The sequence below is a fragment of the Dactylosporangium sucinum genome, from assembly GCF_014647515.1.
Lineage (GTDB): Bacteria > Actinomycetota > Actinomycetes > Mycobacteriales > Micromonosporaceae > Dactylosporangium > Dactylosporangium sucinum.
In genome coordinates this window covers 60,889-86,550 of the sequence record NZ_BMPI01000026.1, presented here as the reverse complement: position 1 = coordinate 86,550, position 25,662 = coordinate 60,889, and the positions used below count along the sequence as shown (strand labels likewise).

Annotated in this window: 25 protein-coding genes, 4 tRNA genes and 1 pseudogene; 20 read left to right on the top strand and 10 right to left on the bottom strand. The window is 69.5% G+C overall.

Annotated features, from left to right (window positions below):
* Positions 1-111 precede the first annotated feature (111 nt).
* The 3 genes from IEZ31_RS25775 to IEZ31_RS25765 all read left to right on the top strand — a co-directional run bounded on the left by IEZ31_RS25775 (position 112) and on the right by IEZ31_RS25765 (position 3,444).
* Positions 112-1,347: a hypothetical protein gene (locus IEZ31_RS25775; RefSeq protein ID WP_190252541.1), complete on the top strand. Its 1,236-nt coding sequence runs from the start codon at positions 112-114 to the stop codon at positions 1,345-1,347.
* Positions 1,348-1,671: 324 nt separating this feature from the next.
* The gene (locus IEZ31_RS25770) at positions 1,672-2,778 is read left to right on the top strand and encodes a DUF262 domain-containing protein (protein ID WP_190252540.1); all 1,107 of its coding nucleotides are present in this window, start codon (positions 1,672-1,674) and stop codon (positions 2,776-2,778) included.
* 9 nt (positions 2,779-2,787) lie between these two features.
* Positions 2,788-3,444, top strand: a complete 657-nt coding sequence (locus IEZ31_RS25765) for an MAE_28990/MAE_18760 family HEPN-like nuclease (RefSeq protein ID WP_190252539.1) — start codon at positions 2,788-2,790, stop codon at positions 3,442-3,444.
* Positions 3,445-3,706: 262 nt separating this feature from the next.
* On the opposite strand, the gene IEZ31_RS25760 is transcribed toward IEZ31_RS25765, so the two are convergent.
* Together IEZ31_RS25760 and IEZ31_RS25755 are read right to left on the bottom strand one after the other, a co-directional pair.
* A complete protein-coding gene (locus tag IEZ31_RS25760) occupies positions 3,707-4,231 on the bottom strand; it encodes an NUDIX domain-containing protein (protein WP_190252538.1) in 525 nt (174 codons plus the stop codon).
* The gene (locus IEZ31_RS25755) at positions 4,231-5,568 is read right to left on the bottom strand and encodes an NsdA family TPR-like regulatory protein (RefSeq protein ID WP_190252537.1); all 1,338 of its coding nucleotides are present in this window, start codon (positions 5,566-5,568) and stop codon (positions 4,231-4,233) included. The genes IEZ31_RS25760 and IEZ31_RS25755 overlap by 1 nt, the downstream gene beginning before the upstream one ends.
* A 283-nt stretch (positions 5,569-5,851) precedes the next feature.
* Between IEZ31_RS25755 and IEZ31_RS25750 the strand changes: the two genes are divergently transcribed.
* The 9 genes from IEZ31_RS25750 (at position 5,852) to IEZ31_RS25710 (ending at position 13,445) form a co-directional block, all read left to right on the top strand.
* On the top strand, positions 5,852-6,286 hold the full coding sequence (locus IEZ31_RS25750; protein WP_190252536.1) for a hypothetical protein: 435 nt from the start codon (positions 5,852-5,854) through the stop codon (positions 6,284-6,286).
* Positions 6,283-7,080: an ABC transporter permease gene (locus tag IEZ31_RS25745; protein ID WP_190252535.1), complete on the top strand. Its 798-nt coding sequence runs from the start codon at positions 6,283-6,285 to the stop codon at positions 7,078-7,080. The genes IEZ31_RS25750 and IEZ31_RS25745 overlap by 4 nt, the downstream gene beginning before the upstream one ends.
* 89 nt (positions 7,081-7,169) lie before the next feature.
* A complete protein-coding gene (locus IEZ31_RS25740) occupies positions 7,170-9,332 on the top strand; it encodes a P-loop NTPase family protein (protein WP_229835840.1) in 2,163 nt (720 codons plus the stop codon).
* A 135-nt stretch (positions 9,333-9,467) separates the two neighbouring features.
* Positions 9,468-9,722, top strand: a complete 255-nt coding sequence (locus tag IEZ31_RS25735) for a hypothetical protein (protein ID WP_190252534.1) — start codon at positions 9,468-9,470, stop codon at positions 9,720-9,722.
* Positions 9,719-10,015: a hypothetical protein gene (locus tag IEZ31_RS25730; RefSeq protein WP_190252533.1), complete on the top strand. Its 297-nt coding sequence runs from the start codon at positions 9,719-9,721 to the stop codon at positions 10,013-10,015. Before IEZ31_RS25735 ends, IEZ31_RS25730 begins: the two co-directional genes overlap by 4 nt.
* Positions 9,999-10,871, top strand: coding sequence for a bifunctional DNA primase/polymerase (locus IEZ31_RS25725; protein WP_190252532.1), 873 nt, complete (start codon positions 9,999-10,001; stop codon positions 10,869-10,871). The genes IEZ31_RS25730 and IEZ31_RS25725 overlap by 17 nt, the downstream gene beginning before the upstream one ends.
* Positions 10,868-12,124: a DUF3631 domain-containing protein gene (locus IEZ31_RS25720; protein WP_190252531.1), complete on the top strand. Its 1,257-nt coding sequence runs from the start codon at positions 10,868-10,870 to the stop codon at positions 12,122-12,124. Before IEZ31_RS25725 ends, IEZ31_RS25720 begins: the two co-directional genes overlap by 4 nt.
* 44 nt (positions 12,125-12,168) lie before the next feature.
* On the top strand, positions 12,169-12,318 hold the full coding sequence (locus IEZ31_RS25715; RefSeq protein ID WP_190252602.1) for an excisionase family DNA-binding protein: 150 nt from the start codon (positions 12,169-12,171) through the stop codon (positions 12,316-12,318).
* Positions 12,315-13,445: a tyrosine-type recombinase/integrase gene (locus tag IEZ31_RS25710; RefSeq protein WP_190252530.1), complete on the top strand. Its 1,131-nt coding sequence runs from the start codon at positions 12,315-12,317 to the stop codon at positions 13,443-13,445. The genes IEZ31_RS25715 and IEZ31_RS25710 overlap by 4 nt, the downstream gene beginning before the upstream one ends.
* 76 nt (positions 13,446-13,521) lie before the next feature.
* On the opposite strand, the gene IEZ31_RS25705 is transcribed toward IEZ31_RS25710, so the two are convergent.
* From IEZ31_RS25705 to IEZ31_RS25685, 5 genes are all read right to left on the bottom strand, one after another.
* Positions 13,522-14,055, bottom strand: a complete 534-nt coding sequence (locus IEZ31_RS25705; RefSeq protein WP_190252529.1) for a hypothetical protein — start codon at positions 14,053-14,055, stop codon at positions 13,522-13,524.
* An 836-nt stretch (positions 14,056-14,891) separates the two neighbouring features.
* Positions 14,892-14,966: transfer RNA gene (locus IEZ31_RS25700), tRNA-Val, on the bottom strand.
* 33 nt (positions 14,967-14,999) lie between these two features.
* Positions 15,000-15,070: transfer RNA gene (locus IEZ31_RS25695), tRNA-Cys, on the bottom strand.
* Between the two features lie 16 nt (positions 15,071-15,086).
* Positions 15,087-15,159: transfer RNA gene (locus IEZ31_RS25690), tRNA-Gly, on the bottom strand.
* A gap of 99 nt (positions 15,160-15,258) precedes the next feature.
* Entirely contained in the window at positions 15,259-16,305 is a 1,047-nt protein-coding gene (locus IEZ31_RS25685; RefSeq protein ID WP_229835839.1) for a CapA family protein, read from the bottom strand.
* A gap of 70 nt (positions 16,306-16,375) precedes the next feature.
* Here IEZ31_RS25685 and IEZ31_RS25680 point away from each other — a divergent pair.
* A tRNA-Gly gene (locus tag IEZ31_RS25680) sits at positions 16,376-16,451 on the top strand.
* A 16-nt stretch (positions 16,452-16,467) separates the two neighbouring features.
* Here IEZ31_RS25680 and IEZ31_RS25675 read toward each other — a convergent pair.
* Positions 16,468-18,189, bottom strand: a complete 1,722-nt coding sequence (locus IEZ31_RS25675) for a CehA/McbA family metallohydrolase domain-containing protein (protein WP_190252528.1) — start codon at positions 18,187-18,189, stop codon at positions 16,468-16,470.
* Positions 18,190-18,251: 62 nt separating this feature from the next.
* On the bottom strand, positions 18,252-18,992 hold the full coding sequence (gene yaaA, locus IEZ31_RS25670; protein ID WP_190252527.1) for a peroxide stress protein YaaA: 741 nt from the start codon (positions 18,990-18,992) through the stop codon (positions 18,252-18,254).
* Between the two features lie 86 nt (positions 18,993-19,078).
* On the opposite strand from yaaA, the gene IEZ31_RS25665 reads away from it, so the two are divergent.
* The 3 genes from IEZ31_RS25665 to IEZ31_RS25655 all read left to right on the top strand — a co-directional run bounded on the left by IEZ31_RS25665 (position 19,079) and on the right by IEZ31_RS25655 (position 21,722).
* Positions 19,079-20,170 carry a sensor histidine kinase gene (locus IEZ31_RS25665; RefSeq protein ID WP_190252526.1) on the top strand — a complete coding sequence of 364 codons (1,092 nt, stop codon included), beginning with the start codon at positions 19,079-19,081 and terminating at the stop codon, positions 20,168-20,170.
* A 941-nt stretch (positions 20,171-21,111) separates the two neighbouring features.
* Positions 21,112-21,555, top strand: a complete 444-nt coding sequence (locus tag IEZ31_RS25660; RefSeq protein WP_190252525.1) for a VOC family protein — start codon at positions 21,112-21,114, stop codon at positions 21,553-21,555.
* An 8-nt stretch (positions 21,556-21,563) separates the two neighbouring features.
* On the top strand, positions 21,564-21,722 hold the full coding sequence (locus IEZ31_RS25655; RefSeq protein WP_190252524.1) for a hypothetical protein: 159 nt from the start codon (positions 21,564-21,566) through the stop codon (positions 21,720-21,722).
* A gap of 35 nt (positions 21,723-21,757) precedes the next feature.
* Here IEZ31_RS25655 and IEZ31_RS25650 read toward each other — a convergent pair whose 3' ends face one another.
* Positions 21,758-22,645 (bottom strand): sigma-70 family RNA polymerase sigma factor, encoded by an 888-nt coding sequence (locus tag IEZ31_RS25650; protein WP_190252523.1) that lies wholly within the window; start codon positions 22,643-22,645, stop codon positions 21,758-21,760.
* Between the two features lie 190 nt (positions 22,646-22,835).
* On the opposite strand from IEZ31_RS25650, the gene IEZ31_RS25645 reads away from it, so the two are divergent.
* The 4 genes and pseudogenes from IEZ31_RS25645 to IEZ31_RS25635 all read left to right on the top strand — a co-directional run bounded on the left by IEZ31_RS25645 (position 22,836) and on the right by IEZ31_RS25635 (position 25,282).
* Positions 22,836-24,551: a RecQ family ATP-dependent DNA helicase gene (locus IEZ31_RS25645; protein WP_190252522.1), complete on the top strand. Its 1,716-nt coding sequence runs from the start codon at positions 22,836-22,838 to the stop codon at positions 24,549-24,551.
* Between the two features lie 60 nt (positions 24,552-24,611).
* Positions 24,612-24,884, top strand: a pseudogene (locus IEZ31_RS59435) (DNA glycosylase AlkZ-like family protein); the annotation flags it as partial.
* 77 nt (positions 24,885-24,961) lie between these two features.
* Positions 24,962-25,102: a hypothetical protein gene (locus tag IEZ31_RS56795; RefSeq protein WP_229835838.1), complete on the top strand. Its 141-nt coding sequence runs from the start codon at positions 24,962-24,964 to the stop codon at positions 25,100-25,102.
* A gap of 9 nt (positions 25,103-25,111) precedes the next feature.
* Positions 25,112-25,282: a hypothetical protein gene (locus IEZ31_RS25635; RefSeq protein ID WP_190252520.1), complete on the top strand. Its 171-nt coding sequence runs from the start codon at positions 25,112-25,114 to the stop codon at positions 25,280-25,282.
* Positions 25,283-25,662 lie beyond the last annotated feature (380 nt).

The window sequence follows — 25,662 nt, the reverse complement described above, 5'->3', positions numbered from 1 at the left end:
CCGAGCTGTGCGCTATGGCGTTTCGCCCGCCAGCCACCTGGAATATGGTTGCGCTTCGCGACTTGCAGTAGCACCCTGTCCTGAAACTTGCGGTCACTGTCGGAGCCAGCGTTGTCGAACACTCAAAGCTTCCCCACCTCATATCTGTCGGACCAAGCGAGACAGTTCCTGTTCGTGGATTGGATGCTGTTTCTGCTGAAGGAGCGCTTCGGCGCCATCGAGCATTCACAGTCTGGCTACACGTGGGAAGTTAAGGTATCCGACGCTGGCCTCCGCATTGCATTGGAGCCAATGAAGCCTCCAAAAGTAACCTCCCCGCGGGCTATCCGCGCCGAAGTTCGAGCTTGCCAGCGAGAGGCTCAGAGTCGAATTTCCGAGAACGACTTTGGGTCGGGAGTATGGTGGCGCGCCGCGTTTTCAACCCGGATGAGTTTGGGGCCTGCCGTAAGCACTCACTTCATGCGGTTGATGAGTGAACACAATCATCGGCGGTTTCAGGGGACGTGGTCATTCGGTGACCAAGCTACGGTTGCACTTGAGCAGGTAAACAAAGAGACAACGCCGGTTACCATTCCAGCATTCGATACGTCGATTGTATTCCGCACTCCTGGGCCGATGGCAGGCCCGTTCAGTCGGAGACTTGCCGAGGAAAGGGCGACCAACCTGCGAGCTTGCGTCGCCTTCGCGCTCGCTGCTCCCGTAGAAGGGATGCATCCAGTGTTCGAAGCTACTGCCGACGAGGTCGAAGCGTCGCTTGCCGTGTTGGCAACCATGCGGCAGTTGCCTTTGGAGCCGGGGTTGAGCCTCTACGATCTGGAAGGCCTCTACGAGTTTAGGGAGGATGCTAGACCCGAAGTCGGCCGCGAGGCGTACGCGCGCGCCGAGGGCTGCATATACGCCTACGAACAAGCAATGGAGCAGCCGAGCGAGCATGTTGCGCTCGCTATGTACATAAGCGCACTAGAGGCATTGGCTAACCCGAACACCTCGTGGCGGAAGAATCGGTCTGCGGCGCGATTCGTTCACTTCATAGAACAACTCGCATCCAGTGAAATAGATGAAACTATGAGCCATCCGAACTTTGTTCAAGCGTTCGGATCGATCGCCAGTCGGAAGAAGTTCTTGGAGAAGCTTTACGAACTGCGGTCAACCCCGTTGCACACGGGAATGTTGCGACATGCTGTTGGCGGTTTCTTTCAAACCGATACGATGGCTTCGATCCGCGTTAGTCTAGTGTCGGGTCTTGTCCGTACATGTTTTGCGAACTTCCTTCGAGGTCCATTCTCTTCGCTCGTAGGGCACCCGAGAGTCGACCCGGCAGCCGGGGGTCCATTCCGACCCGACTAAGTGCGCCGCGTACGCCTGGAGGTCTCGAACTGAGTCCAGGCCGCGACCCCGACTGGGAACCACCCCTACCCGCGCGGCCGGCGTCGGCAGTGTGCACAGCGCCTGCAGCAGCGCTACGGCGTCGTGCCAGCCATGTGCTGTCTCGCTTCGTCGTTCGCACCGGTAGAGGTCGAGGGAGGGGGTGCGCGGTGGTAACGATGCGGAACCAAGTTCGAGCGGCTGCGAAGCCACGCGTCGGTACGGCGAACCCGAGGCAGACGCTAGGCTCATCGAGATTGGGGCGGGAAGGACCCGCGTCGTCGCGCGGACGGGATGGAGCGGTCGGTGAACCTTGAGCACGAGGTAGATGAGAACCGTCGGAGCATCCGGTCGGACGGCTATCAGATGTCGATCGGTGAGGTAGCGAATCTGTACCGCGACGGCGAGATCATCATTCGCCCCGAATTTCAGCGACTTTTTCGGTGGACAATTGAGCAGCAGTCGCGGCTGGTCGAGTCAATTCTCCTCGACATACCTCTGCCAACCATCTTTGTCGCTCAACGAGAAGATGGGGTCTGGGAGGTGGTCGATGGCCTCCAGCGGCTCTCTACCATCCTTCAGTTTATGGGCGAGTTGAGGGATGCGGGGACGGGTGAGCTGCACGAACCAAGCCAACTCGTCAAAACCAAGTATCTCCCTTCGCTCGAGGGTGCGACATACTCCGGCCCGAATCCGATTCCCGCATCTCTGCGGATCGGATTCAAGCGCGCCCGGCTCGACTTTCGAATCCTTCTCAAAGAAAGTGACGAAGCCGTCAAGTACGAGGTGTTTGACCGCCTAAACAGTGGGGGAACACCTACGTCACCGCAAGAGGTCCGAACCGCTCAATTGCTAATGGCCAATCCGGAGTTCTACGGTTGGCTAGATTCCCTTAGGAAATTCGAGTCGTTCGAAGAATGCGTTCCACTCACCGAGCGCCAATTGGCCGAGCAGTACGACTTGGAGTTGGTGGTTCGGTTTCTCGTGTTCCGCAATAGCACGGAATCCGAGTTGAGATCCTTCGCCGATGTGGACGGTTTCTTGACAGACAAGATCCTGGGCTTTGCTGTAAACAGAGACTTTCCCATGACTTCGGAAGAAGTATCATTCAAAGATCTGTTTCGAGTGCTTAACACGGTCGGTCCTGAGATTTTTCGAAGGTTTGATCGGGTTCGAGGAAAAGCCTCTGGCGCCTTCAGTGTCTCTGCTTTCGAGGGCATCACTCTAGGCGTAGCCGCGCACATCAACGACTGGCTCGCTCTGGAAGCCGGGAAGCGAGATGAAGAGCTGCGTAAGCGCATTCCTCTCCTTTGGCTCGATACGGACTTCACCAGGAACTCGGGTGCCGGAGTGCGTGCCACGCAGCGGATATCGCGTATGGGGGCAATCGGCGCACGTATCTTTGCGCTGTGACGGCGCGCCGTGGCGAATGTTCGAACTGTCGAGCAACTGGAAGCGGCACTCACCGAAGAACTAAAGTGGCGCACGCACGAAGTGGTTCAATGGGAGTCCGTTGCTGCTGGGGTCCGCGACTACCAATTGCCGGCCGTCGTCCGTGGGGGTATCGCCCTTCTCTATGGCCATTGGGAGGGTTACGTAAAGGCCGCCGGATGCCTGTATCTAGAACACGTTTCTCGCAAGGGCCTCAAGATTGACGAACTCCGCGCAGAGTTGGCCGCCGTTAGCATGCGAACACTGCTGGGAAAAGGCGAGTCATCCAAATCTTCGACACAGCATACCGAGATAATCTTGGCAATCCGGGAGGGCGGCGGCGAACTGGCGCGGATACCGTTCGATCGGTCGACAATTAGGACGCGGTCGAACTTGTCGTTCGAGGTTTTCGAGGACATCATGCACTCTATTGGGTGCGATGCATCAAGGCATGAGATCCACAGGTCGCTCATTAATAATCGCCTTCTGAAAAACAGGAACGATATAGCGCACGGCAGGGAGTTGTATGTACTGCTCGATGACTGGAGAGACATTCGCCACCGGGTTTTCGAAATGCTGGTTGATGTTCGTACGCAACTAGCCAACTCCGCTGCTACCGAGTCCTACCGTAGGGTTGTGAGGGCTTGAGTAAATTCCCCATCGCGGCTCGATCTGTGAGTCGAAATGACTGAAATTGGAACCGTCGCTTCGAGGGACCTTCCCAGCGATTGGTGGACGGCCGACGACTGTGCGCGCTTTCTCGGCATCGCGCGCAGCACGTGGGCGGCCTACGTGGCGCGGCAGCAGGCGCCACAGCCTGAGCGGAAGTTCGGGCGGTCGCCGGTGTGGCGGCCGGCAACGGTGAAGGCGTGGGCGGAGACCAGGCCGCGACGCCCAACGGCGTAGCGGCCTACCGGGGCGCCTCGGCCAAGACGTAGAGCAGCGCGACCAGCGTCGTTCCGGTCACGATGTCGCGCTTGTCGATCAGGCGCCGGATGTCGTCGAGTGACACCCACTCGACGCGCTCGGACTCGAAGCCGTCGACCGGCGGACCGATGTACTCGGCCGAGTCGGCGCGGAAGATGTGGTGCTCAGAGTTCATCAGACCAGGCGTAGGCTGCGTGTAGATCAGCGGGCGTAGCGGCCCCGGCCGCCAGCCCGTCTCTTCCTCGACCTCCCGTGCAGCTGCCGCCGCCGGTTCGTCGGTGCCGACTGAGCCGACCGGGATCTCGTACGTCCACGTGTCGGTGATGAAGCGGTGGCGCCAGATCAGGAGCACCTTGCCGTCCATGACAACGACGGCGCCGGCGCCGGGGTCGGTGCGGATCAGGCGGTGGTCGAGGTGCCTGCCGTCGGGAAGCTCCACGTCGGCCGTGAGCAGGTGTACCCACTGGTCGCGGTAGAGCGTCCGTTCGGAGTTGACCTGCCAGCGCATCAGAACCCCCTCAGCTGAGCGTCGGTGTCGGCCCTGTCGAGAAACTCCGCCACCGCTGGCACCCTAGCGTGCGGGCGCAGCGCCGCTGCCACCTGCGCCACCCGGTCACGGATGCGGCCGGACTCCATGCCGTCGGCGAAGTCGAGCATCTGGCTGCCGACGTGCACGGCCTGGTCGACGTCGCCGCGCTGCGCCACGATGAGCGCCAGCCCGGCGAACCGGTGCACCCGGCCGCGCAGGTGCGTTGCCCCGGCCGTGCGGACGGACTCCTCGGCGTAGGACTGGGCGGCGCCGAAGTCACCCAGGCGCCGCAGCGCCTCGGCCACCTGCGTCTCGACAAGGCCGGGCTGGACGTATGACGCCTCGGCCGGTTCGTCGGTCAAATCGATGCGCGCGGCGACGAGCTCGGACTGGCGCATGTGCCGCTGGCACCCGTCGCTGTCGTTCATCCGCGCGTACGCCTTGCCCGCCAGCGAGTGGAGGTCCGCCTCAAGCGCGGGGCTGAGATGCCCCCGCGCCGCGCGGAGGGCTGCCTCGGCGTACTGCACGACGAGCCGCGGTTGGTTGCCGTGCAGCGCGTGCGTGCTCATGAGTGCGACCACGTAGGCGCCGAAACGCTTGTCGCCGCTGGCTTTCGCCATGCGCAGGGCGCCAAAGAGGTACCGCTGAGCGAGGCCCTGCTGGTCCGCGTCGTACGCGCAGACACCGGCCAGCGCGGCGAGGCCACCGGCGGCGCGGAACAGCTGGCGGCCGAGCTGATTGTCGTAGGCGTCGCGCAACAGTGGCGCCGTGTGCTCGTTGAGCGCGGCCACGAGACGCGGGCGGACCGGGACGCCGCCGACCCTGCGGTACATCTCCTGATAGCGGGCGCGCAGCTGGCGTAGCCGCTGGACGTCGGCCGCGTCGACCTGGCGGTGGCCGACGCGCGCCACGTCGACATCCTCGGGTGGGTTCTCCCACTCCCATACCGGCGCCACGGCATCGGCGCCGGTGACCGGCGGCGCGGTCGCTTTGTCGCGTTGATCGCCGCGCCAGAGCGCGGACGCCCGCTCGACCAGCTGGGGCAGCGCTACGTTCGCGGTCGCTGCCGGCCGACGCTCCATGCCGATGTCGGCGCGGGTGACGGTCGTCTTCATCGCGTCGCCGAGGACGCGGCAGATCAGCTCTGGTGCGGGGTCGCGCGGGATGGCGCCGTCGCGGATCCAGCGCGTGACCGAGGCGTGGTCGTAGCTGAGCCGCCGCTCGGTACCCAGGAGGTTCACCCGCCTTGCGAGGCCCGCGTTGGACATCCCGGCCCGCTCAATGAGCGCAGCAAGCAGCAGATTCGCCTCCCCCATGTACCGCAGCGTAGGGGCGTCGTGACGCTGAGGGAAGAAATCGAGATCAATTCACACAGGGTGTGAACCGAGTGCAACCGGCGACGCGGTTCACACCCTGTCGGCGCAGCTGGCGCTGAGGTTCTCTTGTTGCAGGCGCCGATCAACGAGGCGCCGCTGACGAAAACCACCTGCTGATGGCACATCGACGCCGTTGCGAATACAGCACTGGCGCTGTACGGTCGTCATCACGAATACAGCACTGGCGCTGTATAGCGCCGGACCGGACAACGGAGGTTCACCAGTGGTCGCAACGTCCGAACGCGCCGCCGGGGTGGGGCATCTCACCCTGCTGCCGACCGCAGCCGTTCACTTTGGCCCCGCTCACGTCCTCGCCGACGTCGCTGCCCGCAACTGCGCCGCGCACCGCTCGCCGCTCGCCGGACCAGGCGCCTGCGGCGCCTGCTGGGAACGGGCGATCCGCGACGACGAGCGGTTCGCGGTCGAGTGCGACCTGCCGCGCGACCTGACGCCGGACCCGAGCTACGTGGACGAGATCGCCGTCGACCTGGCGTGCCAGGGCCAGCGTGTCGAGCTGACCCGCGTGGAGTTCGCCGCCGCCGTCGAGCGGCTGCGCGGCCGGTCGATGTCCGCCAGCGCGATCGCGAGCCGCCTGCACGCGTCGTACCACGCCGTTCTCTGCGTCATCCACCCCGAGCTGATCGGAGCCGCCGCATGAGCACCACGACCGCCCCGAGCGCGTACCCGTTCGACCTCGCCGAGCTGTTGCCCCGCGCTCAGGCGATCGCCGACACCCTCGGTGAGACGCCCTCGCGGAACCGGCTGATGAAGGAGCTGAAGGTCGGCGCGCCGAAGGCAACCGCACTGCGCGAGGCCCTGCAGGCGGCCGACTTCACCGCCGCCCCGGCCCTGCTGCCGACCCTGCCCGAGGCCACGCCGGACCCGGAGCCCGCGCCGGTCGTCGCCGAGCCCGCCCCGGCCGCCGAGGCGGCGCCAGTGGCCGAGGCGCCCGAGGCGGCGCCGCTGGCCACGGGTGACGGACACCCGGACGTCAAAGTCATGCCCGCCCCGGCGCCGCAGGTGGCGCGCAAGCCGCGTTCGTGGCCGGTGTGGGTGCTGGCGCTGCCCGCGTTCGTGGCGATCTGGTCCGGGTGGGTCGGGCTCGGTGAGCTGACCGGGTTCGGCGTCGTGCACCCGCTGCCCGGCATCGCCGACGGCCTGTCGATCAACACCGCGATCACGCTGCCGATCGGCGTCGAGACCTATGCCGCCTACGCCCTGTCGGTGTGGCTGACCGGGACCGCCCCGGCCGCCGCCCGCCGGTTCGCGCGATGGTCCGCGATCGGCTCACTCATCTTCGGCGGCGCCGGTCAGGTGGCGTACCACCTGCTGACCGCCGCCGGGGTCACGCACGCCCCGTGGCAGATCACCACCGCGGTGGCCTGCCTGCCCGTCGCCGTGCTCGGCATGGGCGCCGCCCTCGCGCACCTCATCCACGCCAACCACGAGTAGCTCCGCCCGGTGCGCGGCCTCACGGGCCTAGGAAACCTCGGCCGCGCACCGGTCCCCATCCCTCCATCAGGAGTCAGGAGACCAACAGCATGACAAGCAACGAGCCGGACCGCGACCGCCCGGACGGGTTGGACTGGTCCCGCTACGAGACCGAGCTGGGCGACGTGGCCGAAGTCGTCGACCTCGACGCCGCCCGGGAGCGGCGCCAGCGCGACGACCAGGCCGACGCCGACGACGGCGGGCCGACGCTGGTCGACTCACCCGAGGCCCAGCGCAAGCCGAAGCTGGACCGGCGCGGCGCGCAGCGGCGCCCGCTGGTGCCTGGGTGGCTGCGCTCGAGCGCCGAGCTGCGCGACGCGGCGGTGTGGGCGGCCGGGTACGCCGGGCACGTCACGGCCTACCACGCGCTGCGGCTGCCGAAGTACGCCGGGAAGCTGGCGCTGCGGGCGCCGGTCGGGCTGGTGCGTTCTGCCGGCCGCGCGTTCCGGTGGCTGTTCGACCTGGAGGGCGAGCCGGTCCGCCAGGCCACCGTTCGCAACGAGAACGCCGAGCAGTACCTCCACCTCTCCCGCCAGCGCGACCGGCGCGTCCGCTGGCGGGGCATGGTCGCCCTCGCCGTGACCGTCGCCCTGGTCGTCGCCGTCGTCGCGGTGCTGCTGGCGCCGATGTGGGTGCGGTGGGCGACGCTCGCCGCTCTGGTGGGGCTGTTCGGCACGTTCGGCGCCCCGGCGGACAAGCCGCTCATCGACCGCGCCGTCGTCGGTACGCAGGTGGCGCGGCTGACCTCCGACATCGTCATCCGGGCGCTGTCCGTCCTCGGCGTCGCCGGGATCAACCAGGCCATGGCGAAGCAGGGCAACGGCGCCGTCACGTTCCCGGCGCCGATCACCCGCGACGGCCCCGGCTGGCGCGCCGACGTCGACCTCCCGCCCGGCGTGACGGTCGGCGAGGTGATGGACCGGCGGGACAAGCTCGCGTCCGGCCTCGGCCGCCCGCTCGGCTGCGTCTGGCCCGAAGGCAACGCCGACGTCAGCCCGTCGCGGCTCGTCCTGTGGGTCGGCGATCAGCCGATGGCCGCGTCGCGTCAGCCCGCATGGCCGCTGCTCAAGGCGTCCACGGTCGACATGGCCAAGCAGTTCCCGTTCGGCACCGACCCCCGTGGTCGCATCGTCTACCTCGAATTGCCGTACACCAACGTCCTGATCGGCTCGATCCCTGGCTACGGCAAGACCGCCGCCATTCAGCTCCCCATGCTCGTCGCTGCTCTGGACCCGCACGCCGAGGTGTGGGCCTACGAACTGAAGGGCACCGGCGGCCTCGACCCCATCGCGAAGGTCTGCGCACGGTACGGCTCCGGCGCGGACGACGACACCGCCGAGGCGGCGCTCCAAGCGCTGCGCGACCTGCGGGCCGAGTGCCAGCAGCGGGCGGCCATCATCAAGAAGCTTCCCAAGGACGTCTGCCCCGACAACAAGGTCACCGCCGACCTCGCTCGCCGCATCAAGGGCCTGCACTGGCTCGTCGCCGGACTGGACGAGTGCCAGGAACTGTTCGCGCACCCGGAGTTCGGCAAGGAAGCGGGCGAGCTGGCCGAGAAGATCATCAAGCTCGGCCGGGCGCTCGGGGTGATCCTGCTGCTCGCCACGCAGCGGCCGGACGCGAAGTCCCTGCCGACCGGTGTGTCGGCGAACGTCGGGACGCGGTACTGCCTGCGGGTCATGGGCCAGCTTGAGAACGACATGGTGTTGGGCACGTCGGCCTACCGCAACGGCATCCGCGCCACCATGTTCGCCAAGAAGGACAAGGGCGTCGGCTACCTCGTCGGCGCGGCCGATGAGGCGCAGATCGTGCGGACCTTCTACCTCGACGGGCCGACCGTGGAGAAGCTCGCCGCCCGCGCGTACGCCGCTCGGGAATCGGCCGGCACGCTCACTGCGCCCACCGTGGAGACGCCTACGGCACGGCGGGAAACGCTGCTGGAGGACACCCTCGCGGTGTTCCGGGCCGACGAGCCGAAGCTGTGGGCCGAGACCATCGTGGAGCGCCTCACAGCGCTGCGGCCGGACGTCTACGCCGAGCTGACCCGCGACCACCTGATGGCGGCGCTGAAGCCGTACGGCATCACCACGACGCAGGTGTGGGGCACCGACCCGGCCACCGGCAAGGGCGCCAACCGGCGCGGCATCGACCGCGCCACGGTCGCCGATGCGGTGGCGGAGCGTAACCGTCGCCGAGGTGACTCGGCCGCGTGAAACGCCGCTAGGTCTAGCGGCCACGGCTGCTAGACCTAGCACCCCCGCTAGCACCACATCCCATGCCTGATCAGCGCGCTAGTCCCTAGCCGCGCCGACCTCTTGCACCCTCAAACAGCCTTCAGGAGGCATTCCGTGGGGTCCCTTGCCCTGCTCGCTAGCCTCGTCGCAGTCGGTTACGGAACGCACTACCTCGCCGCCTGCGCGATCTTCCCGTTCGCCGCCTGCCGCCGCTGCGACGGCACCGGCAAGCGCCGCAACCCGCTCTCCCGCCGTATGTTCCGCCTCTGCCCGCGCTGCGACGGCACCGGCCGCCGCGTGCGCATCGGACGCCGCATCTACGAGCACTTCCGCCGCGAGTACCGCAACGGCACGCGGGGCACCCGATGAGCCCGCACCCCAGTTGGTGCGCCGGTGGTCACCGCTGCGCCCTCGGCGAGCACCGCGCCGACCCGGTCATCGTCGCCCTGCCCGGCCTCGGCCGCGTCGCCCTCACCCGCGTGCGGGCCGCCGATGGCCGGGAGCACGCCGAGGTGCGGCTCACCGTCGCCCTAGCCGCCGCTGAGCCGCACGCGCGGCGCCAGCTGCTCGCCCTCACCAACCACCTGACCCACGTCCTGCAGCTGGCCACCCGTGCCAGTGCCCGACCCGCTACGGGAGTCCACGATGGACCTTCGGCCTGACTCGCAAGCATTGCTGCGCAACGCCATCGACTACGCCGGGCGCGGCTGGCCCGTGTTCCTGCTCGGCCGCACCAAGCGCCCGATCGCCAACTGCGACGCCTGCCGCGACGCGGGCGCCGACCACGACCGGGCGGCCTGCTCGTGCCTGCTCTGCCACGGCCTGTACGCCGCCACCCTCGACCCGGACCGCCTCGGCGCGATGGTCGCCGCGCAACCGGCCGGGCTGCTCGCGATCCGCACCGGCGCGGTGTCCGGTCTGGTCGTGGTCGACATCGACCCCGGCCACGGCGGCACCCTCGACCCGGCGCTGATGCCTGAGACGGCCTGTGTCGTCACTGGCAGCGGCGGCTGGCATCTGTACTACCGCCACCCGGGAACGGCCGTCCTGAACAGTCAGGGACGCCTCGCCGGGGGCATCGACGTCCGCGGGGACGGCGGCTACGTCGTCGCCCCGCCGTCAATCCACCCACGCACCGCCCGCCCGTACCGCTGGATCGGCGCGCGGCCGGTGGCCGAGATGCCCCCGGCCCTCATCGCCGCCTGCCAACCCGCACCGGCCGCGACCGCGACGAGCACAACCAGGCCGACGAGCACCACGCCGGGCGGGGGCATCTCATCACCCGACGCGCTGCTGCGCTCCCTGCTCGACACCATCCGCAACGCGCCGAAGGGCCGCCGCCGCGCCACCCTCTACGGCTGCGCCCGAGGCGTCGCCCGCATGGTCGCCGCCAACGCCATCACCCTGCACGACGCCCTCACCGCCCTGCACGACGCCGGCATCGGCGCCGGACAGACCGAACGCGAGACCCGCGCCGCCATCACCGGCGGCTTCCGAGACGAAGGAGTCGCCGCGTGACCACCCCACCCACCACCAACGGCGCCGCCATCCTCGACCAGCTGCACGCCACCCTCACCCGCTACGTCGTGCTGCCCTCGCCCGAGGCGGTCGACGCCGTAACCCTGTGGATCGCCGCCACGCACGCGCAGCCCGCGTGGGCGCACGCCCCGCGGCTGGTCATCCGCGCCCCGGAGAAGCGCTGCGGCAAGTCCCGCCTCCTCGACGTCGTGGAAGGCACCAGCTGCAACCCGCTCATCACCGTCAACGCCTCACCCGCCGCCGTCTACCGCGCCATCGGCACCGACGAGCCGCCAACCCTGCTCGTCGACGAAGCGGACACCATCTTCGGCGGCAAGAACGCCGAGGCCAACGAGGACCTGCGCGGCCTGCTCAACGCCGGGCACCAGCGCAACCGCCCCGCGATCCGCTGGGACAACAACACCCACCGCCTGGAGAAGATCCCCACCTTCGCGATGGCCGCCCTCGCCGGGATCGGCGCCATGCCCGACACCATCGAGGACCGCGCCGTGGTCGTGCGGATGCGGCGCCGGATGGCCGGGGAGACGGTCGCACCGTACCGCCACCGCCGCGACGGCCCGGCCCTGCGCCGGGTGGCCGCCGACCTCTTCCAGTGGCTGCGGGGGCACCTCGAGCACCTGGAGCGGGCAGAGCCGCAGATGCCCCTGGAGGACCGCGCCGCCGACACCTGGGAACCGCTGATCGCGGTCGCCGACCTCGCGGGGGACGCGTGGCCGGCACGCGCCCGGACCGCCGCCACGGTGCTCACCGCCGAGGCCGAGGACAGCGGCCACATGTCGACCCGCATCCGGCTACTGACCGACATCCGCGCCGCGTTCGCCACCCTCGGCGACCCCGGCGCGGCCACGACCACCGAGCTGCTCGCCGCCCTCAACGACGATCCCGAGGGACCATGGCAGGGCTTCGGCCCGGCCGGGTTGACCGGCAAGCGCCTCGGCGACCTCCTGCGGGAGTTCGGCATCGGCTCGGCGACGATCCGCTTCCCGGTCGGGCAGGCGAAGGGCTACCACCGCGAGGCATTCACCGACGCGTGGCAGCGCTACTGCCCGGCCCAATCCGTCCCATCCGTACCAGCGTCGTTTCCGCAGGTCAGCCCTGGTACGGATACCGACGCTGGTACGGATCGAACCGTACCGCCAAACCGATCCGTACCGGCCCTGAGCAGCCAAAACGAGCTTGGTACGGATGGGACGGTTACCCCCGCCCGCCGACGTGTTGGAGGCACCGCGTGACCACCGTCGCCGCCCGGAAGGCGCTGTGGAAGATCCCCGAGGCGATGGAGCTGTTGAGCATCAGCCGGACCGTCATCTACGAGCAGATCCGCGCCGGTCGCCTCCGCACGGTCAAGTGCGGCCGCACGCGGCTCGTGCCGGACGGCGCGATCGCCGAGTACGTCGCCCTGCTCGAACGGGAGGCGGGTCGATGACCGCTCGGCGGGGACGCGGCGAGGGCTCGCTGTACTGGGACGAGCGGCGGCAGCGCTACATCGCCGAGGTGACCATCGGCTACACGCCCGCCGGGAAGCGGATCACCCGCAAGGGCAGCGGCAAGACCAAGACCGAGGCGCGGAACAAGCTGAAGGAGGTGCTGCGCGACCACGAGGACGGCCTCGCCATCGCCCCGGTCAACTTCACCGTCGGGGACGCCGTGCGGGACTGGCTCGACTACGGCCTGACCGGCCGTGCGGCCAACACCGTCTCGAAGATCCGCAACCTGTGCGAGGGCCACGTCATCCCCGATCTCGGCGCTCGGAAGCTGCGCGACCTCAGTGCGGCCGACGTGGACCGATGGCTCGCCGCCAAGGCGAAGCTGCTCAGCACGAGCACGCTCCAGAACCTCCACAACTACCTCAACCGCGCCGTCACGCGGGCGATGGCGCGCGACAAGGTGAAGCGCAACGTCGTGGTGCTCTGCGGCGTCCCGACAGGGCAGCCGGGGCGGCCGTCGAAGTCGCTCACGCTCGACCAAGCGAAGGCGCTCCTGGAGGCGGCCACCGGATCGCAGCTGCACGCGTACATCGTCGTGTCGCTGCTGACCGGCGCCCGGACGGAGGAACTGCGGGCGCTGCGGTGGTCCCACGTCGACCTCGTCGGCCAGGTCGACGCCGACCCGCCGGTCCCGCCATCCATCCAGGTGTGGCGGTCGGTGCGAGCGGGCGGAGACACCAAGACCAAGAAGTCACGCCGGACGCTCGCAATGCCCGCCCGGTGCGTCACGGTGCTGTGCCAGCACCGGGAGCGGCAGAGCCGTGCCGGTAACGACGATCTCGTGTTCGCCACGTCAAGCGGCGCCGAGCTGGACGCGGCGAACGTCCGGCGCGGCTTCCGCGCCGTCGCTCGCAAGGCCGATCTGGACGCGGCCGAGTGGACACCACGCGAACTGCGGCACAGCTTCGTGTCGCTGCTGTCCAGCGGGGGAATGCGGATTGAGGACATCGCCGACCTGATGGGCCACGCCGGCACGCGGGTCACGGAAGCGGTCTACCGCCACCAACTCCGACCCGTGATCCTCGGTGGTGCCGTGGCTATGGACGAGCTATTCGGCAAGGTGTAGCCCGTCCAAAAACGATGGAGGGCCTGCCCGAAGCTCGGCAGGCCCTCCATCCGCCGGGATCGTCCACGCCACCCTGCTACGTACTAGTATGAGTTGCGCTCCGAATCTTTCCTAGCAAGTGCTGTGCTTTTTCGTTCGCATACCTCAAGTCTAGGATGTCGACCTTTTCCAGATCGCCGTGAACGATCGAATTCCTCGCCCTTGTTGCGAGGTCAAAGCCAATCTCATCCTGGTCATTCCATACTTCCGAGTCCGCCATGAGTGCTCGCACCTCACGCAAAGAGAGCGGGCGATCAGGACGGCCAGCACTTCGCTTTCCATAGTTCAACGCTTCTTGCTCAATTGCCGCGAATGAGCGAATGAGCGTGAACGCGAGTTGCTCACGTGCAACCCTCGCCCGTTCCTCGGTGTTGAACGCGCGTTGAGTGAAGAACGCGGCAAAAGCGGACACGAGAAGCGAGGCTGCCGCAACCCCAGCGCTCACCCAGCTAGCAGCCTTATCCCAGTCGTCAAGCCTCGCGCCGGTGGCGTAGTTTGTGGCTACACCGACCGCCGTGGTTGCTACCACGAAGGCAACAGCCAGCAGCACGCGTCGCGCCGTCCGGTTCATCGCATCCTCCTCACGGCGAGGTGGAGGATGCAAGCAATCGCAATCACGGCGAGGATGCTAAAGGCAATGACCTGTACCAGGCTGTGCAGGAAGCTACCCATAACGCCTGTAGCGCCAGCAAAGATGGGACTCCCAGCCAATGCATAAGGCTCGAGCGGGCTTCGTTTCCGAACCTGTAACGCCACCTTTTTGTCAAGCGCCTCTTGCGCCCGAATGACCGCCGACTCTGTGATTTCGGTGCTGTTAGCACCAGGGGCCCTCTCTGACGCTTCCTGGTTCGCGCTCTCGATCGCAAGTTTGTCCGCATAAGCTTGAACTGCTCGCCCGAATGCCAGTTTTGCTGGCTCGTAGGCGCCGTCTAGGAGAGTCCGTGTGGGCACGACGACTCCGACGCCCTCAGGAACGCCACTAGCGGGGATGACGATGTCATCCCCGCTCAATTGAAACTCTTTCGCGATTCGGCCGTTTGCCATCGAACTCCCAGGCATCGACGCGCTGCTGGCGCACCTGGAGCCATATGGTGCCGGACACGTGGCCGCATTGCAATCCACGCCGCACCACCCGTGATCGAACGTACGGCTGCAGCCGACCCTCCATGCCCCGGGCTTCGTTCGGACAGCGCCGCGGCCGATCCGACCGTCCTGCGATAGCTGGGCCTCCGTCCGGCGGGATACTCCTTCGCCTGGCCACCCATGCGATCGCTGGGTCTGTTCCGATCAGTCCCGGATCGCGGTCCGAGGCCGGATGGTTGGACCGCCTGGACGTGCTCAGTCACTCAGTTAGTCACGCAGCAACGAAAAGAGGCCATGTCGATCACCTCGACATGGCCTCTGAACTGGTGGGCGATACTGGGTTTGAACCAGTGACCTCTTCCGTGTCAAGGAAGCGCGCTCCCACTGCGCCAATCGCCCTAGCTGAGTGCCCCACGGTTGTGCGGCGGCTCGAGGTGGGAACGGGATTTGAACCCGTGTACACGGCTTTGCAGGCCGTTGCCTCGCCTCTCGGCCACCCCACCGTGGTGACTATCCCCGAGCGGACGACGGGATTCGAACCCGCGACCCTCACCTTGGCAAGGTGATGCGCTACCAGCTGCGCTACGTCCGCACCGCCGAGCCCCAACTACTCCCGGCGACGGATGCAAACTTTAGCCGACCCCCAACCCCCATGCCAAACCGGTATCCCGGTTCGGCGCGTCGCCGCAGGTCACGGCGGACCCGACAGGCCGGCGCAGCGGCGCAGGCCGGCGTAGCGGTCGCTCAGCCGGGTGGCGGCGGCGCCCGTTAGGAGCTTTGGCTGGCCCGTGTCGGAGACCACCGCGGGGAGGAACTCGGCCGTCGTCACGGAGCGGGCGCGGACAGTGAGGCGCAGGATGCCCGTCTCGGTGCTCTTCGAGGTGCCGTACCACAGGAAGTTGCCCATCCCGTACGCCACGAACGTCCGGCCCAGCCAGCCCGAGCCCTGCAGCGTGTGCGCGTGCGCCCCCACGATCACGTCGGCGCCCACCTCCGCCAGTTTGCCCGCGAAGGTCTTCTGGGCCGAGTTGGCGCAGCTGTTGCCCTCGTCGCCCCAGTGGTTGAAGACGATCACCAGGTCGGCCTGCTGGCGGGCGGCGGTCACGGCGGCGACGGCGCGGGCCGTGTCGAACGCCATCGCGATGCCCGGTTTGTCCGGGCCCGGGGCCCAGCTCGACGCCAGCTCGCCGACCTGGCTGAAGCCCAGCACCGCGATGCGCACGCCGCGGACGGTGGTCAGCCAGGGCGCGTACGCCGCGTCGGTGTTCCGCCCCGCCCCGAACGCCGGGTAGGCGGCCGCGCCGAGGGCGTCCAGCGTGTCCAGCAGCCCGACCCGGCCGTAGTCGAGGGTGTGGTTGTTCGCGATGCTCACCGCATCGACGCCCGCGGCTTTCAAGGCGTCGATCGCGACCGGTGTCGTGCGGAAGTGGTAGGTCTTCGGTTCGGCGGTACCGCGGGACGTGATCGCCGTCTCCAGGTTCACGATCGTCAGGTCGGCGTCGGCGAGGCTCGGCGTGATCGGCCCGAACGCCGTGGCGGGGTCCTTCAGCAGCGCCGCGGTCCGCTCCATGAAGTGCACGTCGCCGGCGAAGACGAGGCGCAGGTCGACGGGGGCCGGCGATCCGGAAGGGGACGGCGAAGCGCCGGCCGGCGAGGACGACGGCGCGGGCGCAACGGCGGACGGCGCGGCCGAACATCCCGCCAGCACCACGGTGAACAGCAGCACACCCAGTCGCACCAGGCCACGCTAACGGGTGATGCCCCCGGCGCGTGACCCCCGCCGGGAATGCGGTAGAGTGTCGATCAGTGCGGACGTAGCGCAGCTGGTAGCGCATCACCTTGCCAAGGTGAGGGTCGCGGGTTCGAATCCCGTCGTCCGCTCCACGAGATCCCAGACGTTTCAACGAGCCCGTGCCGCCGGCACGGGCCGTTTCGGTTTCCGGGCCAGCACCCACAGCGGATTCGACGCACCGACGATCTCGCCGGTCGCCAGCCGCACCTGCACCCGCACATAGCGGCCCGGCCGCACGGTGACCGCAGCGCCCTCGGAAACGGTCGTCGACGGCACCGCGGCCGCCTCGTCGACCGGGCCGGAGACAACCTCCACGACGGCTTTCCTGGGCAGTTTCGTCGCCACCACCGACACCGTCACCGGCGCCGATCGGATGAGCACCGCGCCCAGGTGCGACACCCCGCCGACCCGCAGATCCAGCTCGCCCCGGTACCGCGCGAGATCGGTGAACCAGGCCGCGCCCGCGCGCAAGGCCGCCAGCAGGTCGGCCTGCGCGGTGGAACGGGCCCAGACGTACGTGACGAAATGCTCCTCGTTCGTGAGCCAGTCGATGCCGTCGTGGTCGTCGCTGCTGCCCACCGCCGTGAAGAACAGCGCGTTGCGGGCCGCGACGTCGAACGCCCAGAGCAGGTCGTCGAGCGGTTTCCGGCCGATCTCGACGAGGTCGCACCCGAGGAAGTCCGACGCGATCATGAGCTTGACCAACTCCTCGCGGGTCGCCACGTCCATCGGGTGGTTCCAGCAGGTCAGCCCGCCGTGGGCGTGCAGGAACCGGACCATCGAACGGGTGAGCGCCGGGTCGTTGTCGCGGACCGGCGGCATGGGGAACGGCGGGAACGTCTGGTCGCCGCCGAACCAGTTCACGTGCCGGACGAGCGACATCTCCATCGCCCGGAAATGCGTCACGCCCGGGTGGTCGCGGGCCGCCGCGGCGATCACCTCGGCGCGCAACTGCTCGCCCGCCTGGCCGGCCCGGCGGCTGCGGTCGAACGTGAGCCGGTCGACCACGAAACCGGCCCGCTGGACCCCGATCCGCAGCCCGGTCAGCGCATTGTCGCCGGGCACGACGTCGGGCCAGAGCCGGGCGACGTCGTCGCGCGGCACGAACGTGAACCGCTGCCAGAGACCATTCTTCACCGGCCGGGAAACGGTGCCGGAGGTGCCGCTGGCGGAGTGCCCGGGCAATTCGGCGGCGCCGATACGGTACCGGATGCGCAGGATTCCGGCGGGCCGCCCGCCCCTCGCCGGATGGTGCGACAACTGCACGTCGAGCAGCAGCGCACCGTCGCCGGACAGCGTTTCCGGTAGCACGTCGAGCGTCAATGTCGTGTCGGCGATGCAGGCGTTCGCGGTCGCGTTCCAGGCGTTGCCCTGGTACCACAGGATCCCCGCCCCGGCGGCCGACAGCCGCAGCGCCTTGCCCGGCCCGTCCGGCGGCGAGTGCGGGCTCGCGACGAAGTCGGCCGCCGACGATGTCAGCTTCCCCTCGGCCGATGTCGTCCACGTCCAGGCGAGCCCGCGCTCCGGCTCGGCAGCGCCGTCGAAATGCACGGCCGCGCGGTGTGCGAACGCGGCGATCCGGAAGTCGTGGTCGGTCCACCAGATGACGTCGACGCCGTGTCTGCGGGCCTGCTCGAAATGCGCCGAATAGCTCGCCAGCCCCTCGCTGAACGGCCCGTGAATGTGCATCGCCATGCTGACCGGCCGCAGCTGCGGCGCGGCGCCGCCGTGGCCGGCGCCGGGGCCAGGCACCGGCGGTGCGGCACCGACCAGCGGCAGCGCGGCCGCGGCGAGGACGCCGCGCCGGGTCAGGCGGGGTTCAGGGTCCACCCCTCCGACAGTGACCGACCCGGGTTGCTCACGCAGCGAAACGGCGAAGCTACACGGCGAAGCTACAGCGTGTCGACGACCACGTCCAACTGGTCGGGACGGCGGGTCTCCACGCGGTACCCCACCTGCTCCAACGCCTGCGCGAGACGCGCCGGCGTCCGGGGCCGGGCCCCGGCGAGCAGCAGATCGCGCACGACGCGTCCCTTGGTGGCCTTGTTGAAATGGCTGACGACCTTGCCGTCGTGCAGCACCCGCACGCTGACGGCGTTGCGGGGCGTCCACATCGGTACATATGCGGACGAACGCAGGTCAAGGACCAGGTCGTCGCCGGCGAGCTCGTCGAGCGGGCCGGCGAGGGCCGCCTTCCAGTGCGTGCTCAGCGACCCGGCGGTGGGCAGGCGGACGCCGATGCTGCAGCGGTACGGCGGGATGCGGTCGGCCAGGTCCACCACCCCCCACAACCCGGAGAAGATCAGCAGCTGGTTGCGGGCGCGGCGCTTGGCGGGGGCGGGCAGGGACGCCAGGTCGAGGGCGTCGTAGAGCACGCCCGTGTACAGCTTCCCGGCGGGCACGGCCGGCGCGTCGCGCAGCGCCGCGTTGCGCTCCAGCTCGGCCGCCTGCCCGGCGCTCAGCCCGAGCGTCGCGAGCGCCGTCTCGGGATCGGCGCTGAGCTTGGTCAGGTCATCGAGGACCGCCTCGCGCGCGGCGCGCAGCTCCGGCAAGGTGAGCCCGTCGAGGTCGAGCGGGCTGCCCCGGCGGGGCGCGGCGGCCTTCCCCTCGGACGGCGGCAACAGGATGAGCACGCCGGAGACGGTACTCCCGCCGACGTACGCCCAGGTACGCAGCTCTGACGGTGACGCCCGGCGGGGTACCGCACGATGATGGCCGCATGGGTCTCTTGCGGTTCGGACTGCCCGCGGCGCTGGTGGCGGTCGGCCTGGTGACCGCGCCGTACATCCAGCGGTTCAACCCGGCCAACCGCCCGGTCGATGCCTGGGCATTGGCGCTCATCGTCGTCGCCGGCGCCGCCACCGCGTTCCGCGCGCGCTGGCCGCTGCCGACGCTGGTGGTCGTCGTGCTCTCGACGACGACGTACCTCACCGTCGGCTACCCCTACGGCCCGATCATGTTCAGCGTGGCGGTGGCGGTCTTCGAGGTCGCCCGCCGGCGCTCGCTGCCCACCGCGTCCCTGTGGTGCGGCGGCGCGCTGGCCGTGCTGCTCGTGCACCTGCTCACCAACAGCGCGGCGCTCGACGGCTACCTCGGCCTGGCCCCCGGCTCGGCCTGGGTGGCGATTCCGTTCACGCTGGGCGTGGCGCGGCGCCTGGTGGTGGAGGCCGGCACGCGGGAGCGCCTGGAGGCGGAGCGCCGCCTGGTCGACGCCGAACGCCTGCGGCTGGCCCAGGAGGTCCACGACGTGGTCGGCCACGGCCTGGCAGCGATCCAGATGCAGGCCGACATCGCGCTGCACCTCCAGCGTACGAAGCCGGACCAGGCCGCGGTGGCTCTGGAGGCGATCAGCCGGGCGAGCGCGGACGCCCTGGCCGAGCTGCGCACCACGCTCGCCGAGATCTCCCCGGACGCACCGGACCGCGCCCCGACCCCGGGCCTGGCGCACCTGGACGCCCTGGTCGCCCGGGTGGAGGCGGCGGGCCTCACGGTCGGCGTCGTGCGGCGCGGCACCCCGTCGCCGGTGCCGTCCGCGGTCGATGTGGCCGCATATCGGGTACTGCAGGAAGCCCTGACCAACGTGGTGAAGCACTCGGCCCACCCGAAGGCGTCGGTCGTCGTCGAACACGGCCCGGCGTCCCTGACACTGGTGGTGAGCAATCAGAACCTGACCGGCGCGCCCCCGTCGGAGGGCATCGGCATCACGGGCATGCGCCGCCGGGTGGAGCACCTGGGCGGCACACTGACGGCGGCCCAGCACGACCGCACCTTCGAGGTCCGCGCGATCCTCCCGCTGACGCCGTCAAGCTGATGCCGCATCCCGCGGCGGCGGACCCGGACGGACGCCGCGCGGACGACGGCTCCCCGAGCATCACGCGGTGCCGGTTCACCTCGACCCTGGAGGCGCGGGCGTGCTTGGCTGCGTTCGTGAGCGCTTCGGACACGACGTAGTAGGCGGCGACCTCGACGCTGCTGGGCAGCTGGCGTCTGGGACCCCGGTTGATCGTGACCACGACGGGCTGCGGCGGGCGAGCGTCCTCAGCGCGGGCATGAGGCCGCCCTGCGAGAGGACGGCCGGGTGGATGCCGCACGAGATCTCCTGCAGCTCCTTGGACGCGTCGGCCAGCCCCTCGGTCGTCCGGCCGAGCCGCGCCTTGACCTCGTCGGGGTTGCCCGGCAGCAGCGCCTCGGCCGCGCGGAGCTCGAGGGTCGCGCAGCGAGTTGGCCATGGCCTCGCGCTCGGTCGCGGTCTGCAGCAGGGTCTCCAGCCGGGGCACGACCCGTTCGCGCAGCCGCCGCAGGGCCGGATCCGGCAGGTCGGCTGGGACGAGCAGGGTGCCGGTCCGCGATCCCGAGCCACAGTGGCGGTGGCGGCGGCGTCGGGCGCACCAGCCGGGCCGCCAGACGTGCCAACATCGTCGAACCCTCTTCCGCAGCACCTACCGCCGGTGCCACGCTCTGCCGCTCCCCGCGATCAGCTCGTTGTGTGACGCGGGCGACGTGGCCGTGTCGCGCCCGCCCGGCGGCCATGCCGCCGGCGCGACCTGGACGTCCGTGACGAGGCCGTCGTGCTCGCCCCGATCACGATCATGTCGGCCACCGCAGGTCACACTATGCTCCTCACCCGGCACGATCGAGCGAGGCGAAGGGCGGCAACGCCGGTCCGCCGCCGACGGCCAGGGGTTCCCACGGGTTTCACGGGGTAGGTCTGCGCGCCACGCTGGGCTACCGGAACGAGAACGGAGTGGGAACGTGGAACTCAAGCTTGAGGTCGTGGTCATCCCCGTCGGTGACGTCGACCGGGCCAAGGCGTTCTACCGGGGGCTCGGCTTCCGGCTGGACGCCGACTTCACCGCCGAGGACGGGCTGCGGGTCGTCCAGGTCACCCCGCCCGGGTCGGCGGCCTCGGTCATCTTCGGGACCAGGCTGACCACCGCGAAGCCCGGGTCCACGCAGGGGCTGCACCTCGTCGTGTACGACATCGAGAAGGCGCGCGAGGAGCTCGTCGCCCACGGCGCGAACGTTTCCGAGGTCTTCCACGACGCCGGCGGCATCTTCCACCACGCGGGCACGGAAGGCCGGGTGCCCGGCCCGCACCCGTCGGTGCAGAGTTACGGTTCGTTCGCCTCGTTCCGCGACCCCGACGGCAACGAGTGGATTCTCCAGCAGGTCCAGCAGAAGGCCCCCGGCCGGTAAGGAGCACCATGCGAGTCACGTTCGACGACGTCGCCGCCCTCGCCGCGGCGCTCAGGGACGCCGAGCGGGCCCACGGCGCGCACGAGGCGCAGCTCGGGCACCGCGACGAGGACTGGCCGGGCTGGTACGCCGACTACATCCTCAGGAACTACGGGCAGGACGAGTAGACCGAGGGCCGGGGCCACCTGAGCCCCGGCCCGGGTCAGGAATGCCGCGTCGACGCCACGAACGGCATGCCGTGGTGGTTCGTCTGGGCCAGGCGGCTGTTCAGGTTGCCGGCGTTGGCGATCTTGTCGTGGTACGCCTCGCGGCGGCGGGCCACGCAGCCCGTCGGCTTGTCGCCGGCCGGGACCAGGTCGGGGTCCAGGTGCGTGTTCAGGCCGTCGCGCAGCAGCATGAGGGCCTCCGCCCGCAGCTGGGACACGCGCGACTCGGTCACCCCCAGGTCGCGGGCGATCTCCATCATCGGCCGCTCCTGGAAGAAGTACCCCTTCACCACCTTGCCGAGCCGCTCCGGCAGCGCCTCGACCGCGTTGTGCAGGTAGCCGATCCGCTCCCGGTGCAGGATCAGGTCCTCGGGCCCGGCGGCCCGCTCGGGGACCATGTCCTCCGCGCTGCCGGCCGCGAAGCCCTGCAGCGACAGCACCGCCGCCCGCTGGACGTCGTCGTCGATCGACTGCAGCTCGTCGAGCGTGACGCCGAGCGCCTCGGCGAGCTCCTGGTTGGTCGGGGTGCGCCCGAGCGCCGCGGTGAGCTCCTGCTGCATCGCGTCGACCTGCCGCGCCCGGGCCCGCACCGAGCGGCTCGCCCAGTCCAGCCCGCGCAGCTCGTCGAGGATGGCGCCGCGGATGCGGGTCGTCGCGAAGCTGCCGAACGGAATGCCGCGCGAAGGATCGAACGCCTTCGCGGCGCCGGCCAGGGCCGCCATCCCGGCGGAGACCAGGTCCTCGCGGCTGACGTGGGCGGGCAGGCGGCCGAGCGTCTGGCGGACCAGATGCCCGACGAGCGGCAGGTGCTCCCGGATGAGATCTTCGAGCTCGCGGCCTTCCAACTGGACCTTGAGCGTGGCACCCTCAAGGGTCGTTGTCATCGGTTCCCCCTCGTGTCGGAGTGGATCCGCGCAGGCGGGTCCACCTGCTGACACGAAGAACTTTCGACTACGAAGGGTGCTGAGACCGTCACTTTCGGGTGCTTTTTGGTTGCGGGACGGGAAGAGTACTAAGGACACGGCGTGTCGCTCAACGCGCCGTGGCGTTCGAACACCGGTACAGTCGCGCCCGATGAATCTTGTGCCTCTCGCGCCCCGCCTGCGCCGCGCCGCCCGCCAGCACTTCGGCTGGGAACGCCTCCGCCCCGGACAGCTACCCCCGATGCGCGCCCTGCTCAAGAAGCGTGACGCCCTCGTCGTGTTACCCACCGGCGGCGGAAAGTCGGCCGTCTACCAGGTGCCGGCGATGCTGCTGCCGGGTCCCACGATCGTCATCTCACCACTCCTGGCCCTCCAGCAGGACCAGATCGCCGGACTCAACCGGCGCATCGCGGGCCAGGCGGTGCGGATCAGCTCGGCCGAGACGCCGAACCAGCAGCAGCAAGCGCTGGAGCACCTGCGCAACGCGACCGCGCGCTTCCTGTTCATCACGCCCGAGCAGCTCGGCAACCCCGACCGGCTCGACGAGGTCAGAGCGCTCAGGCCGAGCCTCGTCGCGGTCGACGAAGCGCACTGCGTCTCCGCCTGGGGCTACGACTTCCGCCCGGACTACCTGCAGCTCGGCCACCTCATCCGCGAGCTGGGCCGCCCGCCGGTGGTCGCGCTGACCGCCACCGCGTCCCCGCCGGTGCGCGCCGACATCACCGCGACGCTCGGGCTGCGCGACCCGTTCACCCTGGTCGCCGGGCTCGACCGGCCCAACCTCAAGCTGGCCGCCGTGCACTGCACCAGCGACGAGCAGCGCTGGCAGCGGCTGCTGACCCAGGTCCGGCAGGAACCACGACCGGGCATCGTGTACGCGCCGACCCGCGCGATCGCCGAGCAGTACGCCACCCGGCTGACCGAGCACGGCGTCGAGGCGGTCGCGTTCCACGCCGGCCTGGCCGCGGGCGAGCGCAACCGGCGGTACACCGACTTCATGGCGGACAAGATCCCCGTCATGGTGGCGACCAGCGCCTTCGGCATGGGCGTGGACAAGCCCAACATCCGGTGGGTGCACCATGTCGCCCTGCCCGACTCCCCCGACAGCTACCTGCAGGAGATCGGGCGGGCCGGCCGAGACGGCGGCGAGTCCCGCACGATCCTGTTCTTCCGGCCCGAGGACGTGGCGCTGCAGCGCTTCTTCGCGACCGGCGCACCCGACGGCAAGGAGCTGACCCAGCTCGCCGCGGCGCTGCGCGAGGGGCCGGCGACCCGGACCGCGCTCGCCACCCGCAGCGGGCTGCCGGCCCGCCGGATCACCGCGCTGCTGACCCTGCTGGAGCAGGTCGGCGCGGTCGAGGTCGGCACCGGCAACAAGCTGAGCGCCCCGCGGTACGCACCCACGCCGGCCGAGGCGTCCCGGCTGGCGCTCGCCCAGTACGAGCGCCACCAGACGCTGCGCCGGTCGAGGATCGACATGATGCGGCAGTACGCCGAGAGCGCCGGATGCCGGGGCAACGCGCTGCTGGCGTACTTCGGCGAACAGGGCGACGGCCCGTGCGAGCACTGCGACAACTGCGCGAACGGGAACGTCGTCGTCGACCCGGTGGCACCGGCGAAGGTCCCGTGGTACCGGCGCCTGTTCAAGACCCGGCACCAACCCGTCGCCGCGGTCCCGAGACAACCGGTCCGGCACGACGAGGACCGGCCCTTCCCGGTGTCCAGCGAGGTCCGGCACACCGAGTGGGGCACCGGCACCGTCATGGCCTACGAGCGGGACCGGGTCGTCGTCCTCTTCGACGAGGTCGGCTACAAGACCCTGTCGGTGCCGATCGTGCGCAAGTCGAAGCTGCTGGAGCCCGCGTAGGCATGGAGGTCCTCGACGGCCGCGCGCTGAACCGGGCCACGCTGGCCCGGCAGCCACCTGATGATCGCCCGCGACGCCCTCGCCGTGCGGCCGCTCGTCGCCGTCGTCGGCGAGCGGATGTGGGCGACGAACTTCGGCCGCCGGCCCGGCGACCCGGCGATCGTGCCGGAGATCGTCGCGGAGGGCGCCCGGATCCTGGCGGCCGAGCCGCTCACGTTCGCCGAGCTGGGCAAGCGGCTCGCCGAGCGGTGGCCGGACCGCGACCCCGCGGCGATGGCCCAGGCGGTCCGGGTGTTCGAGACGCTCGTCCAGGTGCCGCCGCGGGGCTGTGGGGCCGCAGCGGGCAGGCCCTGCACACGACGGCCGCGGTCTGGCGGGTCGGCCGCACGAAGGAGCTGGTCGTCGCGCCCGTGCGGACGCTCACCGACGACGAGCTCGGCGACGTCACCGCCGAGGGCGAGCGGCTGCTGGCCTTCCTGCACCCGAAGGCCGCCCGCACGGTCCGCATCGTCGCTGGCGGTTGGCCGGCGCTGCTCGCCGCCACGGCCTAGAGTCGTTTCATGAGCGAGCCGTCGACCAACCTGCCGCCGGACCAGGCCGCGTTCAACCGCAGGCTCATCGGCGAGTTCCGCGACGCGGGGCGACGGCTGGAGCGCCGCCCGCTCCTGCTGCTGACCACCACCGGGTCGTCGAGCTGGTCCGGCGGTAGTCCGGCGGTAGTCCGGCGGTAACTGTCGGGTATCCGCCGACCGGACGGGTCGGGGCGCGGCGAATGGCCGAATTATGGCTGACCAGCTGTCATCTCGGGGATAGCTCGGGCCGCTGAGCACGCGATACGCTCCGCCCACGCTTCACGACAACGCGTTCGAACTGGGCCGGGACGGTGGCACGTTTCAGGGATTCCGCGAGCTTGCGGCGGCCCTAGTGTGATCGATGTACGGCCGGACGGACACCACATACACCACAAACCCTGCACGTCCCGAAAGGACCCAGCATGAGCGACTACGAGACCGGCGACACCGGCGACACCGGCTACGGCGACGACCCGTCGTACGCCCACTATGAGGCCGGCGCCGAGAGCGGCGAGCTGGAGCACCTGCAGCAGGCCTCC

What these genes read in the sequence shown, in the direction of transcription:
- IEZ31_RS25760 (WP_190252538.1), bottom strand. Translation starts at nt 4,231, where the DNA reads ATGCGCTGGCAGGTCAACTCCGAACGGACGCTCTACCGCGACCAGTGG.
- IEZ31_RS25725 (WP_190252532.1), top strand. Translation starts at nt 9,999, where the DNA reads ATGGACCTTCGGCCTGACTCGCAAGCATTGCTGCGCAACGCCATCGAC.
- IEZ31_RS25635 (WP_190252520.1), top strand. Translation starts at nt 25,112, where the DNA reads ATGAGCGAGCCGTCGACCAACCTGCCGCCGGACCAGGCCGCGTTCAAC.
- IEZ31_RS25705 (WP_190252529.1), bottom strand. Translation starts at nt 14,055, where the DNA reads ATGAACCGGACGGCGCGACGCGTGCTGCTGGCTGTTGCCTTCGTGGTA.
- IEZ31_RS25715 (WP_190252602.1), top strand. Translation starts at nt 12,169, where the DNA reads ATGGAGCTGTTGAGCATCAGCCGGACCGTCATCTACGAGCAGATCCGC.
- IEZ31_RS25745 (WP_190252535.1), top strand. Translation starts at nt 6,283, where the DNA reads ATGAGCACCACGACCGCCCCGAGCGCGTACCCGTTCGACCTCGCCGAG.
- IEZ31_RS25710 (WP_190252530.1), top strand. Translation starts at nt 12,315, where the DNA reads ATGACCGCTCGGCGGGGACGCGGCGAGGGCTCGCTGTACTGGGACGAG.
- IEZ31_RS25755 (WP_190252537.1), bottom strand. Translation starts at nt 5,568, where the DNA reads ATGGGGGAGGCGAATCTGCTGCTTGCTGCGCTCATTGAGCGGGCCGGG.
- IEZ31_RS25740 (WP_229835840.1), top strand. Translation starts at nt 7,170, where the DNA reads ATGACAAGCAACGAGCCGGACCGCGACCGCCCGGACGGGTTGGACTGG.
- IEZ31_RS25650 (WP_190252523.1), bottom strand. Translation starts at nt 22,645, where the DNA reads ATGACAACGACCCTTGAGGGTGCCACGCTCAAGGTCCAGTTGGAAGGC.
- IEZ31_RS25665 (WP_190252526.1), top strand. Translation starts at nt 19,079, where the DNA reads ATGGGTCTCTTGCGGTTCGGACTGCCCGCGGCGCTGGTGGCGGTCGGC.
- IEZ31_RS25645 (WP_190252522.1), top strand. Translation starts at nt 22,836, where the DNA reads ATGAATCTTGTGCCTCTCGCGCCCCGCCTGCGCCGCGCCGCCCGCCAG.
- IEZ31_RS25655 (WP_190252524.1), top strand. Translation starts at nt 21,564, where the DNA reads ATGCGAGTCACGTTCGACGACGTCGCCGCCCTCGCCGCGGCGCTCAGG.
- IEZ31_RS25730 (WP_190252533.1), top strand. Translation starts at nt 9,719, where the DNA reads ATGAGCCCGCACCCCAGTTGGTGCGCCGGTGGTCACCGCTGCGCCCTC.